We start from the raw sequence: 19,253 nt of genomic DNA, 5'->3' as shown, positions 1-19,253 counted from the left end.
CATACTAAGTGTATATTTGAAGCGTTATTTGTTATGATGAAAAGAATACTACTTTTATTGGGTATTATTGTATTGCCTCTTAGTTTATTAGCGCAAAATAAAAATATATCAATTGATTGGGGAGTTTATGAAAATACTACCTCAAAGAATTTCAATACTAAAGACAAAAAGACTTTTAGTGTAGAAAGGAGTCTCGCCTACATGAACCTGAAACTATCCGGTACGGAACTTAGCTATCGGCATCAATGGGTAGATAATGGCTACGCCAATGAAAACTCTATAAAAGTCACCAATGTAAGATACGGTTCCCTTACTTCAGAAGAATTAAAAAGAATCAATAAGGATATAGTTCCTGAAAAACTTTCATACAGCATTGGAAGCTCCGAGGCCAGAGAGGTAATTTATACGATGCTGACCATTTCTCCGGTAGTTAAAACCAACAGCGGATACAAAAAAGTACTTTCTTTTTCGGTTTCTTATACCTATAGAGCCCAAAGAAACGGAGGAACTGGGATGGCAATAACCAATTCGGTACTTGCATCGGGGAATTGGTATAAATTTAAAGTTGAAAAAACGGGTATTTATCGTGTCGATAAGAGTTTTTTATCAGACCTGGGGATGAATACCGACGGGGTCGACCCAAGAAACCTTAAGATTTATGGACATGGAGGTAAACCCTTATCTCTTTTAAACAAAGAGAATACCTTTTTTGATCTTCCGCAAAACGCTATACAGGTAGTTGGAGAAGAAGATGGTTCCTTTGATAATGGAGATTATATTTTGTTCTACGGAATTGGAGTGTTAGGATATGATGCTCAGAGCGATACCAATGAAAATCCTTATGCAGATGAAGCTTTTTATTATGTGACTGCAGATGGTGATCCGGGGATACGTGTACAGGAAATGAACGAACCTACACAAGCACCTACAAGGACCATAGACAGGTTTAACGATTATCAGTTTCACGAAGTTAATGAGTTTAGTCCAGGTAAAGTTGGGAGAAGGTGGTTTGGAAACAGGTTCGATATAGAAAGCGAACAGACCTACGAGTTTAATTTTCCGAATATTATTTCGGGTGAACCCATGGACATAAAAGTGAAAGCAGCTTCAGCTTCTGAAACAGCTACTTCTATGGCAATTTCAATTAATGAAACTACGGTAACCCCGCTTCAGTTCTCAACTATTGGAGGGACACTTTTATTTGATACAAGAGAATTTGACTCGTCTGAAAGTAGTATTGAAATTCCGGCTTCCGGCGAAACAGTAACGGTAGACCTGGCCTATATAAATGGAGGAAATCCTTCTAGTATTGGGTATTTGGATTATATAAGTATAGAGGCTCTGCGCCAGCTTTCAGGTACTACTGGGCAACTACCATTTCAATATAATGAAGCTGCAACACTTCTGGGAGTAGCAGAGTATCAGATTACCAATGCATCTCAATTTACACAAGTATGGGATATTACAAATACAGCTTCCATTTCAGCAAAACAAAATCAGGACAATGCTTCGTCATTTGCTTTTAAAGTTAATTTGGGGGAACTTCGAAAATACGTTGCCGTAAACCCCAACGACTATTTTGAACCAGTAAAAGGGAATCAAACGGTTGTAAATAATCAAAACTTAAAAGGGACGATCTTTAACGATGAGTCTGGAAATTTTAAGGATATAGACTACGTTATTATAGCTCCTTCTTTTCTAATTCAACCGGCTCTTCGGCTTGCCAATCTTCATAAGAGTTTAAATGGATATAATGTAAAAGTAGTTACTACAGACAAGATCTATGAAGAATTCAGTTCCGGTAAACAAGATGTTAGTGCTATTAGAAACTTTGTAAGGTATGTATATGAAAATGCTTCCTCTCCCGATAAGCGTATAGAATATCTATGCCTTTTTGGAGATACATCTGTAGATTATAAGGATCGGCTTTCTAACAATAATAATACGGTACCTACATTTCACACGCTTAGAAGTACGAATAGCCTTTCTTCATTTATGTCTGATGATTTCTTCGGAAATATGGGGCCTGAAGAAGGAGCGATAGGCAGTGAGACACCAGATGCCACTGGAGAAGTTCAGGGAGATCAGGATAAACTGGATATAGCCGTTGGAAGGATCGTAGCAGATAATGTTCTATTGGCAAACCAAATGGTAGATAAGATCGAAAATTACTTTTCGAAAGTATCGTACGGTAATTGGCGAAATAATTTTGTTCTAATTTCAGATGATGTAGATGAAGAATTTGAATATGAGGACCTGGAAGTTAATTTGGATAACTTAGGGAATGAAATTTCCTCACAGAAGCCATTTGTAAATGTAAAGAAAATACATTCAGATGCATTTCAACAACAAACATCGGCAGGAGGGAATCGATATCCTGAAGTTGAAGAAGCTATTAAAAATGCCACAGAAGTAGGTGCTTTGATCATTAATTATTTTGGGCATGGAGGAGAAGATGGGCTGGCGAAAGAGTTTATTTATACAAAAGATATTGCCAACGATCTGAAAAATAAAAACAAATATCCTTGTGTAGTTACAGTTACCTGTGAATTCACAAAATTTGATAACCCTTTGCGTATTACAGCAGGAGAACTTACCTATTGGAATAAAGAAGGAGGATCTATTTCTATGGTAACAACTACTCGATCCATTGGGGTTTCATTGGGTGTAACATTTAATAATGTTCTGGCTTCAGAATTATTTGGTTTTGGGGTGAATATTCCTAATACACCTGCCGAAGCATTGCGTATCTCCAAAAATCAGATTAGTAACCTGGAAAGACGGGTGATCTTTTATGTGGGTGATCCGGCAATGAATTTAGCCTTTCCAAGACAGAGGATTCGCTTAACAACCTTAAATGGGGTCCCTATTGCACAGGCTACAGACACCTTAAAGGCATTGAGCAGGGTGAGAATGGGCGGCGAAGTAGTAGATGAATCCGGCAACTTACTGAGCAACTATAACGGTGTTTTGGAAGCAAAGGTGTTTGATAAAGATGTGCAAAGACAAACTCTTGGGAATGATGGGGTTAGGGATGGTAATGGCAATTTGTTGATTTTAGACTTCATCACTTTAGGCGAAGGCCTTTTTAACGGCCAGGCAACGGTTACTAACGGTACTTTTGAATTTGAATTCGTTGTTCCCCGTGATGCACAAATCCCTGTTGATAACGGAAGAGTTAGTTTCTACGCTCAAAAAGATAATGAACTGGAAGACCAGACCGGCTTCAATTTAGATATAAAAGTTGGAGGACTTAATGAAAATGCACCTGAAGATAATCAAGGGCCCTTGATCTCTCTTTTTATGAATGATGAAAGTTTTGTTTCCGGAGGGATAACAAACGATTCGCCAATACTCATCGCCAAATTAGAAGATGAGAACGGGATCAATACGGCCAGTGGTATTGGTCATGATATGATCGCTATTTTAGATGGTGATGAATCTAATCCTTTTATACTTAATGAATATTATCAGGCAGAAGTAGATGATTTCACAAAAGGAAAGACTACCTATAGATTAAGAGACCTCGAAGTGGGGTTACATACACTTACAGTAAAGGCCTGGGATGTCTATAATAATTCTTCTACAGCAGAAATTCAGTTTATTGTTGCCGGAGATGATTCTCTGGAAATCACACGCGTATTAAACTATCCTAATCCTTTTGTTAATTATACCGAATTTTGGTTTAATCATAACCGTCCATTCGAACCTTTAGAAGTACAGGTGCAGGTTTTTACGGTCACCGGAAAAGTGGTTTGGACCCAAAATCAAATTATAAACACCGATGGTTTTCTATCCCGTGACATTGTATGGAACGGACAAGATGATTTTGGAGATAAAATAGGAAAAGGGGTCTATGTATACAAGATAACTGTTAAATCTACGTTAACCAACCAGCGAGTTGAAAAATTTGAAAAACTGGTTATCCTTTAAAATTTAAAAATTATATTTGTCAAAATTTATACCTCATGAAGAAAATTCTTATACCAATATTAGTTGGTCTATTAACTTTTAACGTTTCAGCACAAGATGATCCTACAGAAAATCAAAGAGTTATCACAACAGCTGTACCTTTTGTATTAATTGCAGCCGATGCGCGTGCTGCTGGTATGGGTGATATTGGAGTAACAACTTCTGCTGATGCCTTTTCTCAACAATGGAATCCGGCAAAATATGCTTTTGCTATTTCGAAACAAGGAATAGGGGTTACATATACACCTTACTTGAGTCAATTAGTAAACGATATATTTCTGGGAAATATAACTTATTACAATAGAATTAACGAACGAAGTGCTATAGGTACCAGTTTGCGTTATTTCAGTTTAGGCGATATTGAGCTTCGGGATACTGCAGAGCAGGACCCTTTAATACAAAGCCCAAATGAGCTTACGTTTGACGTGTCCTATGCATTGCGTTTAAGTGAGCGGTTTTCAATGTCTGTAGCAGGTAGATATTTACGATCTGACCTTAAGATACAGGCCTCAAATGAAGATGCTTCCGCTGCAAGTTCTTTTGCTGTAGATGTTGCAGGATTCTATCAGAGTGAAGAAATTGCTTATAACGATTTTGACGGTCGCTGGAGAGCCGGTTTCAATATTTCTAATATTGGTCCAAAAATTAAGTATGATGAAGTAGGACAAGAAAATAATTTACCAACTAACCTTGCCTTAGGTGGTGGATTTGATTTTATCCTGGACGAATACAACAAAGTTGGTGTTTCGGTTGAAGTAAATAAGTTGTTAGTACCTACTCCTCAGGATTTTGATGGTGACGGCGATATAGATGCAGAAGATGATGAGGAGTATGAAAATATTAGTTTCTTTTCCGGAATGTTCAAATCTTTTAATGATGCACCGGGTGGTTTTAGCGAAGAGCTAAAGGAGTTTACGTGGGCATTGGGAGCAGAGTACTGGTACCAGGATGTGTTTGCATTCCGTTCGGGATATTTTAACGAAAGTGACCTTAAAGGATCCAGAAAGTTCCTTGCATTAGGTGCCGGATTTAAGTATACAGCAATTAATATAGATATATCTTATTTGTTCTCTACATCAAAAGTGACAAGCCCATTGGAAGGAACACTTCGTTTTGGTTTGACGTTTAACTTTGGGGACGAGTACGACGAATATTAACAGTGTGAAAAAAATTAAGATTGAAACTCATTTGGAGGTTTTCGATACGATTTCAGAACTTCCTCAGGAAATACAAGATCTAATGAATAAGGCGCAGCAAGCACGTGAAAATGCTTATGCGCCTTATTCGCGTTTTAAGGTAGGTGCAGCCCTTCGATTATCTACAGGAGAAATTATTATAGGTAACAATCAAGAGAATGCCGCCTTTCCATCCGGACTATGTGCAGAACGTGTAGCCGTTTTTCACGCTGGGGCAAGTTTTCCGGGAGCTGTTATTTCTGAAATGACGATCACTGCACGTTCATTAAATCATCCGGTTACTACGCCCACACCTCCTTGCGGGGCGTGCCGTCAGTCTTTAGCCGAATACGAAGTAAAACAAAAAGCACCTATTAGTATCTATTTTATGGGTGAAACCGGTAAAGTGGTAAAGGCAAATGCTGTAAAAGATTTATTGCCTCTTATCTTTGATGACTCTTATCTAAAATAATTTACCAGTCTGCTGTTTTGTAGTCCTGCAGAATATAGTATTTTTGTTATTCGTGCAATAAATTTCCAATGGGAATTATTACAATTAGTACATGAAAAGAATTACAAAGCAAACATATTTGGATTGGTACGAGAATATGCTCTTTTGGCGCAAGTTTGAAGACAAGTTGGCGCAAGTATATATCAATCAAAAAGTAAGAGGTTTTCTTCATTTATACAATGGCCAGGAAGCTGTTCTGGCAGGTTCACTACACGCTATGGACCTTACCAAGGACAGAATGATCACTGCGTATCGCAACCACGTACAGCCTATAGGAATGGGTGTGGATCCCAAACGAGTAATGGCAGAATTGTATGGAAAGGCTACCGGAACATCACAAGGTTTAGGAGGATCTATGCATATTTTCTCTAAAGAGCATCGGTTTTATGGCGGTCATGGTATTGTTGGAGGTCAAATTCCTTTAGGTGCCGGAATTGCTTTTGGCGATAAATACCATGAAAGAGATTCTGTAACGCTCACTTTTATGGGAGATGGTGCAACACGTCAAGGATCATTGCACGAGACATTTAACCTGGCAATGCTTTGGAAATTACCGGTTGTATTTTGTGTTGAAAATAATGGATATGCAATGGGAACTTCAGTAGCACGTACGGCAAATCATACTGATATCTGGAAACTGGGATTGGGCTACGAAATGCCCAGCAGGCCCGTTGATGGTATGAAACCCGAAATGGTCGCTAAGGAAATGGACGAGGCTATTGAAAGAGCACGTAGAGGAGATGGCCCAACCTTTTTAGAAATACGAACCTATCGTTATCGGGGGCATTCTATGAGTGATGCACAACACTACCGAACTAAAGAAGAGGTTGCAAAGAAACAGGAGGAAGATCCAATATCCTATGTGCTACATCATATTTACCAAAAGAAATGGGCTACTGAAGCCGAAATAAAAAAAATTGATAAACGAGTAAAGGATCTGGTAGCTGAGTGCGAAAAATTTGCTGAAGATTCTCCATATCCGGAAAAGAATGTAATGTATGATGCGGTTTATGAACAGGAAGATTATCCGTTTTTACCTCACAAACTATAGACTATGGCAGAACTAATTAACATGCCTCGATTGAGCGACACCATGGAAGAAGGAACGGTGGCAACCTGGCTTAAAAAGGTTGGTGACAGGGTAGAAGAAGGAGATATTCTAGCCGAAATAGAAACCGATAAGGCCACTATGGAGTTTGAATCTTTTTATGAAGGAACATTGCTTCATATTGGAATACCCGAAGGAGAAACAGCAAAAGTAGATACATTACTTGCCATAATTGGCGATAAAGGAGAAGATATATCCGGTTTGATTAATGGGGAGGAAAAAACTGAGGTAAAAGAAGAGGACAAAACAGAAAAAGGAGAAGAACCCACTGCAGATAATTCTGAGAATACTGCACAGATTCCGGAGGGTGTTTCTATAATTACAATGCCTCGCCTTAGTGATACTATGGAGGAGGGAACTGTTGCGAGTTGGTTAAAGAAAGAAGGCGACACAGTAGAAGAAGGAGATATTCTGGCCGAAATAGAAACTGATAAAGCCACTATGGAGTTTGAATCATTCTATTCGGGAACTCTACTTAAAATAGGTATCGCTGAAGGGGAAACAGCAAAAGTAGATGCTTTACTTGCTGTAATAGGGCCAAAAGGAACCGATGTTTCAAGTGTATTTGAAAATTTCAAAAATGCAGCTGGAAAAAAGGAAACTGAAAAGCCTTCTCCGGAAAAGAAAACTGAAACTGCTCTCCAAACTAATAAAGAAACTTCAAAAGCTGAAGAAAAGAATACAGTAGTTTCCTCACAACCTTTTATCGCAACTGATGGAGGACGTATTTTTGCATCACCTCTGGCCAAAAAAATAGCAGTGGAAAAAGGAATTAACCTAAGTCAGGTACGTGGTAGCGGAGAGAATGGACGTATAGTAAAAAGCGATATTGAAAATTATCAACCTGTTGCGGTAGCTGCTGCTTATACTCCGGTTGGAGAAGAAAGTTTTGAAGAGATCAAAAATTCGCAAATGCGAAAAACTATTGCGAAACGTTTAAGTGAGTCCAAGTTTACAGCTCCGCATTACTATTTAACCATAGAGTTAGATATGGATCATGCTATTGCTGCACGAACAGCTATTAATGCAGACCCGGATGTCAAGATATCCTTCAACGATATGATCGTAAAGGCCTGCGCAATGGCACTACGCAAACATCCACAAGTAAATAGTCAATGGACTGGTGAAGCGACCCGAATAGCAAAACACATTCACATTGGTGTTGCAGTAGCGGTAGATGAAGGGTTGTTGGTGCCGGTATTAAAATTTGCAGATCAAATGACCTTTTCGCAAATAGGTGCAAATGTGAAAGAATTGGCTGGAAAAGCCCGCATCAAAAAGATCACACCTCAGGAAATGGAAGGAAGTACTTTTACGGTTTCAAACCTAGGAATGTTTGGAATTAAAGAATTCACTTCTATCATTAATGCTCCAAACTCTGCAATTTTATCTGTAGGAGCAATTATTGAGAAACCTGTTGTTAAAAATGGAGTTATCGCTATTGGAAATACAATGACAGTGACTTTAGCCTGTGATCACCGTACAGTGGATGGAGCAACGGGAGCTCAATTTTTACAAACCTTACGCCAGTATATTGAGAATCCGGTGACAATGTTTGTGTAAAGAAGTTATAATTTATAATCTATAGTCCCGCTATATTCAGTTTTCCTGAAAATAGTGGGATTTGTGTATATTTAGAATATGAAAAATATCATTATCACAGGAACCAGCCGGGGTATTGGCTTCGAAATGGTAAAATTGTTTACAGAGGCAGGCCACAATGTATTGGCACTTTCCAGAAATGAGAGCCCTGTCTTAGGATTACAACTTCAAAATTGCACCACTTTTTCCTGTGATATTACAGAATTTGATAATATATCTAAGGTTTCAGAGTTCATCAAAGAGAACTGGATGCATGTTGATGTTTTGATCAACAATTCCGGATCACTGGTAAATAAGCCTTTTTCAGAAATCACTATGGACGATTTTAAACGATCCTATGATGTAAATGTTTTTGGAGTAGTAGGACTAACCCAAGCAGTACTTCCGTTTATGAAAAAAGACGGCCATGTGGTAAATATAAGTAGTATGGGCGGTATCCAGGGAAGTATAAAATTCCCTGGCTTAAGCGCGTATAGTAGTAGTAAAGGAGCTGTTATAACACTTACAGAGCTTTTAGCTGAAGAATATAAAGAAATAGGGCCTTCATTTAATGTGCTGGCTCTGGGAGCAGTACAAACCGAAATGCTTGAGGAAGCTTTCCCAGGGTATCAGGCCCCACTAACAGCTTCGGAAATGGCAAATTATATTATGGATTTCTCGCTTAATGGCAATAAATTCTATAACGGAAAGATTTTACAGGTTTCCAGTTCAACACCTTAATGAATGACAGCTATTCTCGAAAAATATATTCCACAAGCATCTGTACAACCGGTTTTTGAGCTTATAAAGACCAATAAAGTTCATTTAAAGATTGTAAGCGAACGGGTTACTCGTCATGGTGATTATCGAAAACTTCCAAACGGGCAACATCAAATTACAGTAAATGCTAATTTAAACCCATATCGGTTTTTAATCACATTGATCCATGAAATAGCTCATTTGGTTGCATTTAACGAATGCGGGCGAAGTATAAAACCTCATGGGAAAGAATGGAAACATATATTTCAACAGCTTATGTTACCTTTTATCAGGCCGGAGATTTTCCCTAATCAATTATTGCCGCTATTAGCACTTCATTTTAAAAATCCAAAAGCAACAAGTGACACCGATACTTCTCTTTCCTTAGCATTAAAGCAATATGATCCTGCGAACGATAAAAACTATATATTTGAAATACCTCAGGGAGGACTTTTTAGATTGTATAATGGAAAGGTCTTTAAACGTGGAAATAAAAGGGTAAAACGATATGAGTGTCTGGAAGTAACAACCGGACGTATGTATCTGTTTAACCCAAATGCCGAAGTAGAATTTTTAAAATAAACTGATGAACAAAGATTATTATGCAGTAGTTATGGCAGGAGGGATTGGTTCTCGCTTTTGGCCTGTGAGCACTAGAGCATTTCCCAAACAGTTCCATGATATGCTGGGAACAGGACAGACCTTATTACAAAAAACGTTCTCCAGATTAACACAATTAATTCCTTCAGAGAATATTTTAATACTTACCAATGAGCGTTATCTGGATCTAACTTTACAGCAATTGCCTGATATAAATGCAGCGCAAGTAGTTTTAGAACCCGCTATGCGAAATACCGCACCTTGCATTTTACTTTCTGCCTTAAAGATCCAAAAGAAAAACCCTAATGCATTGATGCTGGTGGCACCAAGTGATCATTGGATAGAAGATGAAAAGGCTTTTGTAAATGATGTCCAAACATGTTTTGATGCTTGTCAAAAACAAGATATGTTAATGACTTTAGGAATTCACCCTACCTTTCCCAATACAGGTTATGGCTATATTGAAAGTGATAAAAAGGATATTTCGCCTATTAGAAAAGTACAACAGTTTAGAGAAAAGCCAAACTATGAAACCGCAAAACAATTTATAGCTGAGGGTAATTTTCTTTGGAATGCAGGGATATTTCTATGGAGTGTTAAAAGTATTATAGCTTCTTTTGAAAAAAATAAGCCGTTGATGTATTCTTTATTTCATGAAGGATATCCGGTTTACAATACCGAAAACGAAAAAAATTTCATTGCAGATAATTATGAAAACGCTGAAAATATTTCTATTGATTATGGAATTATGGAAAAAGCGACAAATGTCTTTGTGAAGAAAGCGTCTTTTGATTGGAACGATCTGGGAACATGGGGAGCTTTACATGATAAGATGACAACCGAAACTTCAGAGAATGCCGTTGTAAGAGCTATTCCTCATTTGAAAAATGCGGAAGGCAATATGATCTATACGGCTTCGGAAAAATTAGTAGTTATTGATGGTGTAAATGATTATATTATAGTAGATAAAGAAAATGTTTTGCTTATTTTTCCAAAAAAAAAGGAGCAAAAAATAAAAGATTTATTAATGGAAATATCGCACACTTTTGGCGAAAATTATACGTAGCATGAATACTTCAGAAAATAATAACGATATAAAAATTACTCCTAATGATGAGCAATTTGAAAATGTAAAAGTAAGTACCTGGCAGGGGATTAAGAAATTCTTATCAGAGCTGCTTGATATCCGCCTGGATACAGATCGTGATGCTACTATAGAGGCTGTTAAAAAAGATATTCCGTTTAAGGGGCATACTGCCTGGATCTTAATATTTTCCATTTTTGTAGCCTCTATTGGGTTGAATGTTAGTAGTACGGCAGTTGTTATAGGGGCGATGTTAATTTCACCACTAATGGGGCCTATTGTGGGTGTGGGATTATCTGTTGCCATTAATGATGTGGAAACCCTAAAACGCTCCATGATCAATCTGGGCGTAATGGTGGTTCTAAGTGTATTGACAGCTTTTCTATACTTCAAATTATCACCACTAACAGAGGAAACCCCTGAACTCCTGTCAAGAACATATCCAACCATTTTGGATGTATTAGTTGCTATTTTTGGAGGCTTGGCTTTGATAGTGGCTAAGACCAAGAGCGGGACTATTGCCAGTGTAATATTTGGTGTAGCTATTGCAACTGCACTGATGCCTCCTTTATGTACTGTAGGATACGGATTAGCAGTCAATAATTTGAATTATGCCGGAGGAGCTTTGTATTTGTTCTCAATTAATGCGGTTTTTATTGCTCTTTCTACATTTATCGTTTCTAAACTTTTGCGTTTTCCATTGGTGCGCTATGCAAATTCTAAGCGCAGAAAAAGAATAGCGCAGGTTGCCTCATTGATTGCTTTAATTGTTATGGTGCCAAGTGTTTATTTATTCATTAACCTTTTGGATGAACAAGTTTTTGAAAACAGAACAAAGGAATTTGTAAAAAATGTTGTGCAATATGAAGGTGCTGAGGTTGTGAAGTTCACACAGGATTATGAAACCAGAAATATTGAGATATATCTCATCGGCAGACCTGTGCCAACAGAAAGAATAAATGCCTGGATTAGCGAGCTTAAAACTACCGAAAAGCTTGAAGATTGTGATCTTAGAATCTATCAGGGAGCCGATCAAAGTGGTGAGTTGGCCGAAAAATTGTCAAGTGAGGTAAAAGCAGGTATTCTGGAAGATCTATATGTGAAAAATGAGCAGCTGTTAGAGGATAAAAATTCCAGAATTGAATTTTTGGAGAACGAAATAGCTAATCTTAAAATAAAAAATATTCCTTTTAGAGAATTAAGTGAAGAAGTAAGAATTAATTATAAAGACATTGAAACTTTTAGTTACTCCAGTAAAATCACTACCAATTTTACAAGAACGGACACACTTCCCGTAATCAATATAAAATGGAAAAATGGGATCTCTTCAAAAGCAAGAAAAGAGCAAATGGAACGTCTGGAAACATGGCTTAAATTCAGAATGAAATTAGACACGATAAGTGTTTCAGAATATCCATAAAAAAAAGGTGCCATTTTTGGCACCTTTTTTTAAGTGAAATAAATACTATTATTTTTTTATAAACTTGTAACTAACCTTACGTTTTTCAATTTCAAGTTGTACAAAGTATACACCAACGTTAAGAGAAGAAACGTCAATGTTATTCTCTGTTGAGATTTCTGTATTTGAAATAAGTTTACCGTTTAGATCTATAATTGTTACAGGAGTACCTTCTAACCCTCTAAGTGAGAAGTTTAAAAGGTCTGTAGTTGGATTAGGATATAAGCTGATTCCATTTATTTGAAAATCTGTTATTGCCAGAGGATTACTTCCTTCAACAATAATATGTGTTTCATTAATGTCTGGATTATTGAGATAATCAACAGTACCAGATGGCCAGCGAATAATAATTTGGTCAATATTTGTACTGGCTCCTATTCCAAAGTGCCCCAGCAATGAATTCATGTGACTAAATCCTTGACCTGAACGAATTTCGCGAATTTGCATACCCCAGTCTCCATAAGCTTCAATACGAGCTCCAATTCCGTTTAAGTTACTGGCAACTCCTTCCAAACCTATTTTCACCCAGTTGTTGGCATTTCCATCATTGATCCATAGATTACCATCATTTACTACGTCAAGGAATCCATCATTGTTAAAATCTCCAATGGCTCCTTCATCAAAAGGAAGGTCAACCCCTGTAAAGGTCATATCTCCATTATTAATGTATAGTTCTTTGGATAATTCAGAAAAAATATCAACGAACCCATCATTATTGAAATCAGCTGCTTGATTTTCCCAGGCACCCAAATCATTAGCATTGATACCTGTTGTTGCAATAATATCTGTAAACATACCTGTACCGTCATTTTCCATAAAACGATTTTGGAAATCATGGTTTACAATAAATGCATCAAAGTCCCCATCATTATCAAAATCTTCAAAAACTGTAGCCCAAGACTGTGCATTATCACGCATATTAATATCTAATCCGTTTTCAATAAATGTACCATCTCCATTGTTGGTATACATAGCATTGTCACGGTTAGGGTCACCAGGAAGAGCACCACCTCTACACTTGGTTAAATACATATCATTGTCACCATCATTGTCATAATCTACCCATACTGCAGCATAATTCCCCGGCCTGTCTAAAGTGACCAAAAAAGTTTGGTCTAAGACCATATTCTGCCCACCATCATTTCTGTAAGGATGACTTTCGTCTACATCATGACATACAAAGGCATCTATATCGCCATCATTGTCGATATCAGAAAAAGTAGATCGTTGTGAGAAAATATACTCCGGATGTGCATCTTCAGTATAGGCAGTACCATCTGCGTTGGCAAATAAAAATGAAACACGGGAGTCATTACCTAATACAAGGTCGTTATATCCGTTTTTGTCTATGTCTGCAGCTGCAATACTCCAGTTAGGTGTATTGGCAATTGACATAGATATAAATTCTGAAGTAAAGGTCCCATCAGGTTTTTGGTAATCAATACCTATACCCGAGCTGCTAACACGAACATAATCATCAAGATAATCTCCATTCATGTCTACTGCGACCTCTGAATTGTCAGCGTAACTTCCAAGTAACCCGCTTTGATTTGTAAATGTTACTTGTGCCATAATTGAAGCACTGCAAAGTAATACAATGCCTAGTAGTAAGTTGTTTTTCATAGTTTTGGAATTTTTAATGGAGCTAAAAATAAGTTAAATTATTTGATTTACATAAAGTTAAAGTCAAAAATCATCCCTCTTTTAGCTGAATATCCCGGATTTTTTTGAATAAATTAGAAGAATACACAAAATTAGTTACGTCTTTATTATCGGTATTAAAGATATCATCGTTGGTTCCTTTCCACACTAATTTCCCATTTTTAAGTAGTACAATACTTTCACCAATTTCCATAACCGAATTCATATCATGAGATACAACCACGGTTGTAATATTATATTCGTGCGTAATCTCCTGAATCAAATTATCGATCACAGTAGCTGTATTTGGATCTAAACCTGAATTGGGCTCATCACAAAAAAGATATTTAGGGTTGTTTACTATGGCTCTGGCTATCGATACTCTTTTTTGCATTCCTCCCGAGATTTCTGCGGGATATTTTGTATTTACATTTTCCAGGTTTACACGTGCCAATACCTCATTTACACGTTCCAGCATTTCGTTCTTTTTTTTATTGCTGAACATACGAAGGGGGAACATTACATTTTCTTCAATGGTCATTGAATCGAACAGTGCACCTCCCTGAAACAGCATTCCAATTTCTTCCCGAAGCGTGCGATGTTCTTCTTCATTCATATTTTGAATGGCTTTGTCTTCATAGAAAATGAGTCCTTCTTCAGGTTGAAATAGGCCTAAAAGACATTTTAACAGTACCGTTTTACCACTACCACTTTGACCAATAATAAGATTGGTTTTCCCTTTTTCAAAAACAGTAGAAATTCCTTCTAAAATTTTCTCTTCGCCAAAGCTTTTATGTACATTTTCAACTTTAATCATCAGCTTAGCAATAATTGAGTTACTATGTAATTAGATAAAATAATAAGGACACTGGTCCATACAAAGGAGTTTGTACTGGCTTTACCAACTTCTAATGCCCCACCTTTCATAAAATATCCTTGCCATGAGGGAACTGTAGCTAAAATAAAAGCAAAAACAAATGTTTTTATAAATGCATATGTTAAATGAAATGGTGTAAAACTGTCCTGTAAGCCTGTTATAAATTCCGGAGAAGAAGTGAAGCCACCATATACTCCGGCAATCCAACCTCCCAGGATTCCTAAAAACATGGCAATAGCAATAACAAAGGGATAGAATAGCAGCGCAATGATTTTCGGAAAAACTAAATAATTAAGTGAATTTATCCCCATGACTTCTAAGGCATCAATCTGCTCTGTTACACGCATAGAACCTATACTCGAAGTGATAAATGAACCTACCTTACCAGCCATAATAATAGAAATAAAAGTAGGAGCAAACTCTAATACGATCGATTGCCGGGTAGCAAATCCAATGAGAGATTTTGGAATTAACGGATTATCTAAGTTCAATGCTGTTTGAATAGCAATTACACCTCCCACAAAAAAAGATATAAAAGCAACAATTCCCAAAGACCCAAGTATTAGATCATCAATTTCTTTGAATATTAATTCTTTTAAAACAGAGCCTTTAGTAAAGCTACTAAACACTTTTTTGAGCATTAAAAAATAAGAACCAATATCTTTAATGTATTTCATAGCTGGATTACTCATGCTAATGTAACAAAATTAGCTGATTGTATTCTTAAATATTTCTTATTGAGCTTTAAATATTATTTAGAAAACAACTCCATCATTTTATGATAGACAGCGGTGTTTTCATAAATCCCACCAAATAGAGAAGCTCCTGGACCATTTGCAAATACAGGTACCATAGTAGCAGAATGTCCGTTGGTAGAAAAAACGGGACCGATCTTATTATAATCTCCGTTTTCTGCCGCCAAAGTAAATCCTCCTGTTTCGTGGTCTGCCGTAACGATCACCAGCGTTTCACCATTTTGTTTTGCAAAATCCAATGCTACACCAATAGTAGTATCAAAATCAAGTTGTTCGGTAATTAAATAATTAGCATCATTTGCATGGCCACCCCAATCTATTTGGGAGCCTTCTACCATTAAAAAGAAACCTTTTTCATTTTTAGAAAGCGACTCTAACGCAAGTTTTGTTGCATCTGGCAAAAAATTACCACGGCCTTCTTTCATAGTAGGCATGGCATTTCCTGCTAACAGCATTGCTTGTTTTTTTTCTGAAACTGTTTTAGGAAGATTGGTGGTCACCACTTCAAAACCATTTTGTCGTAATACTTGTAGCAGGTTTTTACCATCTTTTCTTTTATTGAAGAACTCTAGCCCGCCTCCTGCAAAAAAATCTATTTCAGAAACCGGTAAAAAAACAGCAATTTCATCATACATACGTCTCGATTTTGTATGTGCATAAAAACTGGCCGGTGTAGCATGTACAATAGAAGAAGTAGAAATTACTCCGGTTGCAACCCCTTTTTTAGAGACACGTTCAACAATTGTTTCAACAGGGATGGTATCCTGGTTTACTCCAATTGCACCATTATAGGTTTTAACTCCTGTAGCATAGGCTGTAGCACTCGCGGCCGAGTCGGTTATCAAATCACTTGTAGCTGAGGTTTTTATGAGACCAATCGTTTGGAATTGCTCAAAATTGGAAGGTTTGTCATTATAAAATAAACTGGCCGAGACCTGACTTAATCCCATTCCGTCACCGATCAGTAAAATAATATTCTTTGGTTTTTTGAATTCAGTTCCCTTACTTGATATACCAGCATCTTGAGCTGAAGAGCAGGCACTATTTACAATAAAAGCTATCGAGAGTATAAAAGAAATTTTAAGTTTCATATAAAAGTTTTAAAGATTTTTAAAAATAGCAATAAAGATCTTTTTAAACGTTAAGAACGTATTACATATTCTTAGAATATTTTCTTTTTAATGTTTTTCCAACGGAGCTTCCTAATGAATTTCCCTTCTTCTTCTGAAACGATAAAAGGGTGATTATTTCGTCGAGCATTATTATACCCTTGTACACAATGCACATAAAATGGAAAACTCCTTTTTTTGAATGCCAGTTTTGCCGATGCAATCCTGCTTAACAGGAAGCCATAACGCATTTTATAAAAGGCTTCTCCTTGCTTGTATTTGGATGTTTTTGAGTAAGATGCTCCTGTTGGCTTTAAATGTTTAACATGTAAAGTCTCATCGGTGCAAATTTTCCAGCCGTGATATTGTGCTAAAAGTTCATCAACAGTATCCCAACCCATAGAATTTTGCAAGCCGTTAATTTGATGAAAGCATTCCCTGCGATACGCTTTTAGGGCACCTCGTATATGATCCTTATTGGTTAAGCTTTCAAGTATCCAGTTGCCTTTTTTTTCAATATAGCAAAAACCTCCGGCCATACCACAAGTGGAATCTGCTTCAAAAATTTGCTGAATTGTTTCGAGATAATGTTTTGGAAAAACTAAATCCGCATCAAACTTACAAATCACATCGAAGTCAGTATCTAATGTTTCTAAGCCTTTATAAAATGCATTAATAACTTTACTTCCTGGCTCATGAGTTGCTTCAATATGAGTTGAAACCGAACTGATAAAACCATGTTTTGAACAAAAAGTATCAATAATCTTCTGTGTATCATCGGTAGAACTATCATTTGCAACAACAAGTTTCTTTGGGAGCAGTGTTTGCTCCACTAATGATTGAAGCGTTTGAGACAGATATGCTTCCTCATTGTGTGCGGCTATAACGATATAGAAGTCCATTAGATTCTTTCTGCATACACGATATAGTATCGTGGAGTAAACCGTCTTAAAATAGGGCGAATTCCTATTTTCTTTACAGGGTTGGTAATTTTTTTTCTTTTTTTAATACGCCATCCGGCTTTTTCTAAGAGCCAGTCAAATTGCCAGTCTTCAAATTCATGGTAATGGCGGTCACGTTCGTCCGTTTTACTTTGATAAGCAGATGCAAACCATAATTTTAAAGGTACGGAAGCAATCAGTTTTTTTGCTTTTATATCCTGAAGAACATTAAAAGGGGAAACCAAATGTTCAAAGATTTCGAAAGCAGTGACTATATCATATACATCGGTTTGTACTGCCGAGGTGTCCAGATCCAGATCTTCTCCTTTAGTATTAGTGACGTCATAACCGTTCTTTTTCATAATTTCAGAAAAAGGATTATCGACTCCTAAATCAAGAATAGTTTGGGTTGTTGGGGTAACTTCTTTTAAAAAATGGAGTGTATGCTTGTACCTTTTTTTGGGAAATTTTCCTTCGTACATAAATTAGACCCTATAAACAATTGTATTAATATTCATCCCGGCACCTACACTGGCAAATAATACGATATCGCCTTTGTTTACTTCGTGGTCCCCAAGTTCTCTTTTAACGACCAGGTCATATAGTGTAGGAACAGTAGCTACACTGGAATTCCCCAATTTATCAATGGTCATAGGCATAACATCATCAGGAGGAGTTTCATTATATAATTTATAAAAACGCTTCATAATGGCTTCATCCATTTTCTCATTAGCTTGATGGATAAATATTTTTTTCACCTCTTTAATTGAAACTCCACTTTCATCCAGACAGTCTTTCATGGCAGTAGGGACATTCGTTAATGCAAATTCATAGATTTTCCGGCCATACATTTTAATATAGCGACGAGCATCTTTTAATTCTTGATTATTAGATTCCCCAAAATAAATAAAATGAGCCTCATCATAGGTGAAAGTTCCACTTTTATGAGCAAGAATACCTCGATCGTCATTAGTATTTTCAACAACAGCAGCACCGGCTCCATCACTATATATCATAGAATCACGGTCATGTGGGTCGATCACCCTTGAAAGAGTTTCGGCTCCTATGACCAGACATTTTTTTGCGATCCCGGATTTAATAAAAGCATTGGCTTGTATCATAGATTCTACCCAGCCAGGGCAGCCAAAAAGCATATCGTAAGCAACACAATAAGGGTTTTTGATCTTTAAAATGTGTTTTACCCGTGAAGCAATACTGGGAACAGTGTCGCTTTGCAAAGAGCCGTATTTTACATCTCCATAATTGTGGGCGACAATAATATAATCGAGTTCTTCCTTGTCTGTTTTTGCATCTTCAATCGCTTTTTCTGCTGCAAAAGAAGCAATGTCTGAAGTCGTCAGGTCATCTATAATATAGCGTCTTTCCGCAATACCGGTAATGGCTTTGAATTTTTCAATGATCTCTTCATTCTTATATCCAAAAAGAGATCCATCTTCATTAAAAAACCGATGATTTTCAAATTCTTCATTTGTTGCAACCCCACTGGGGATGTAACTACCTATGCCTGTAATTGTAACACCCATTGCGCTAAAAATTTTGACTAAAATACTGAAAAGTACTTAGGTAGCAGTTTTATTTTGATGGAAAATAAACAGTTTTTAAATTATTTATAATATACAAATTTTATAAAAGGAAATCCTCAAAATTCCATGAAGAAAAT

At 36.9% G+C, this 19,253-nt stretch carries 16 protein-coding genes; 9 read left to right on the top strand and 7 right to left on the bottom strand.

All coding sequences use genetic code 11. The features are described 5' to 3' along the window. Nucleotides 1-33: 33 nt before the first annotated feature. From porU to ACY2RT_RS11350, 9 genes are all read left to right on the top strand, one after another. Nucleotides 34-3,933 (top strand): type IX secretion system sortase PorU, encoded by a 3,900-nt coding sequence (gene porU, locus ACY2RT_RS11390; RefSeq protein ID WP_490156037.1) that lies wholly within the window; start codon nucleotides 34-36, stop codon nucleotides 3,931-3,933. A gap of 35 nt (nucleotides 3,934-3,968) precedes the next feature. Further along, nucleotides 3,969-5,129 carry a type IX secretion system outer membrane channel protein PorV gene (gene porV / locus ACY2RT_RS11385; RefSeq protein WP_490156036.1) on the top strand — a complete coding sequence of 387 codons (1,161 nt, stop codon included), beginning with the start codon at nucleotides 3,969-3,971 and terminating at the stop codon, nucleotides 5,127-5,129. A gap of 4 nt (nucleotides 5,130-5,133) precedes the next feature. Continuing rightward, nucleotides 5,134-5,619, top strand: coding sequence for a cytidine deaminase (cdd, locus tag ACY2RT_RS11380; RefSeq protein ID WP_490156035.1), 486 nt, complete (start codon nucleotides 5,134-5,136; stop codon nucleotides 5,617-5,619). A 91-nt stretch (nucleotides 5,620-5,710) separates the two neighbouring features. Continuing rightward, the gene (gene pdhA, locus ACY2RT_RS11375; protein ID WP_490156034.1) at nucleotides 5,711-6,709 is read left to right on the top strand and encodes a pyruvate dehydrogenase (acetyl-transferring) E1 component subunit alpha; all 999 of its coding nucleotides are present in this window, start codon (nucleotides 5,711-5,713) and stop codon (nucleotides 6,707-6,709) included. Nucleotides 6,710-6,712: 3 nt separating this feature from the next. After that, nucleotides 6,713-8,329, top strand: a complete 1,617-nt coding sequence (locus tag ACY2RT_RS11370) for a pyruvate dehydrogenase complex dihydrolipoamide acetyltransferase (RefSeq protein WP_490156033.1) — start codon at nucleotides 6,713-6,715, stop codon at nucleotides 8,327-8,329. A 78-nt stretch (nucleotides 8,330-8,407) separates the two neighbouring features. Further along, nucleotides 8,408-9,088, top strand: a complete 681-nt coding sequence (locus ACY2RT_RS11365; protein ID WP_490156032.1) for an SDR family oxidoreductase — start codon at nucleotides 8,408-8,410, stop codon at nucleotides 9,086-9,088. A 3-nt stretch (nucleotides 9,089-9,091) separates the two neighbouring features. Next, nucleotides 9,092-9,688 carry a SprT-like domain-containing protein gene (locus tag ACY2RT_RS11360; protein ID WP_490156031.1) on the top strand — a complete coding sequence of 199 codons (597 nt, stop codon included), beginning with the start codon at nucleotides 9,092-9,094 and terminating at the stop codon, nucleotides 9,686-9,688. A 4-nt stretch (nucleotides 9,689-9,692) separates the two neighbouring features. Next, entirely contained in the window at nucleotides 9,693-10,772 is a 1,080-nt protein-coding gene (locus ACY2RT_RS11355; RefSeq protein WP_490156030.1) for a mannose-1-phosphate guanylyltransferase, read from the top strand. Between the two features lies 1 nt (nucleotide 10,773). Further along, nucleotides 10,774-12,210, top strand: a complete 1,437-nt coding sequence (locus ACY2RT_RS11350; RefSeq protein ID WP_490156029.1) for a DUF389 domain-containing protein — start codon at nucleotides 10,774-10,776, stop codon at nucleotides 12,208-12,210. Nucleotides 12,211-12,258: 48 nt separating this feature from the next. On the opposite strand, the gene ACY2RT_RS11345 is transcribed toward ACY2RT_RS11350, so the two are convergent. From ACY2RT_RS11345 to ACY2RT_RS11315, 7 genes are all read right to left on the bottom strand, one after another. Next, complete coding sequence (locus tag ACY2RT_RS11345) at nucleotides 12,259-13,872, bottom strand: FG-GAP-like repeat-containing protein (RefSeq protein ID WP_490156028.1); 1,614 nt, start codon at nucleotides 13,870-13,872, stop codon at nucleotides 12,259-12,261. Nucleotides 13,873-13,942: 70 nt separating this feature from the next. Continuing rightward, on the bottom strand, nucleotides 13,943-14,707 hold the full coding sequence (locus ACY2RT_RS11340) for an ABC transporter ATP-binding protein (RefSeq protein ID WP_490156027.1): 765 nt from the start codon (nucleotides 14,705-14,707) through the stop codon (nucleotides 13,943-13,945). Beyond that, complete coding sequence (locus ACY2RT_RS11335) at nucleotides 14,707-15,444, bottom strand: MlaE family ABC transporter permease (RefSeq protein ID WP_490156026.1); 738 nt, start codon at nucleotides 15,442-15,444, stop codon at nucleotides 14,707-14,709. Before ACY2RT_RS11335 ends, ACY2RT_RS11340 begins: the two co-directional genes overlap by 1 nt. A gap of 74 nt (nucleotides 15,445-15,518) precedes the next feature. After that, nucleotides 15,519-16,613, bottom strand: coding sequence for an alkaline phosphatase (locus ACY2RT_RS11330; protein WP_490156025.1), 1,095 nt, complete (start codon nucleotides 16,611-16,613; stop codon nucleotides 15,519-15,521). Nucleotides 16,614-16,684: 71 nt separating this feature from the next. After that, nucleotides 16,685-17,533 (bottom strand): glycosyltransferase family 2 protein, encoded by an 849-nt coding sequence (locus ACY2RT_RS11325; protein WP_490156024.1) that lies wholly within the window; start codon nucleotides 17,531-17,533, stop codon nucleotides 16,685-16,687. Then, nucleotides 17,533-18,054 (bottom strand): methyltransferase domain-containing protein, encoded by a 522-nt coding sequence (locus ACY2RT_RS11320; RefSeq protein WP_490156023.1) that lies wholly within the window; start codon nucleotides 18,052-18,054, stop codon nucleotides 17,533-17,535. Before ACY2RT_RS11320 ends, ACY2RT_RS11325 begins: the two co-directional genes overlap by 1 nt. Before the next feature lie 3 nt (nucleotides 18,055-18,057). Beyond that, nucleotides 18,058-19,116 (bottom strand): 3-oxoacyl-ACP synthase III family protein, encoded by a 1,059-nt coding sequence (locus tag ACY2RT_RS11315; protein ID WP_490156022.1) that lies wholly within the window; start codon nucleotides 19,114-19,116, stop codon nucleotides 18,058-18,060. Nucleotides 19,117-19,253 lie beyond the last annotated feature (137 nt).

The sequence above is a fragment of the Ulvibacter sp. 2210JD10-4 genome, assembly GCF_058148525.1.
The sequence above is the reverse complement of the archived record's forward strand: the minus strand, read 5'-3'. Positions and strand labels throughout refer to the sequence as shown.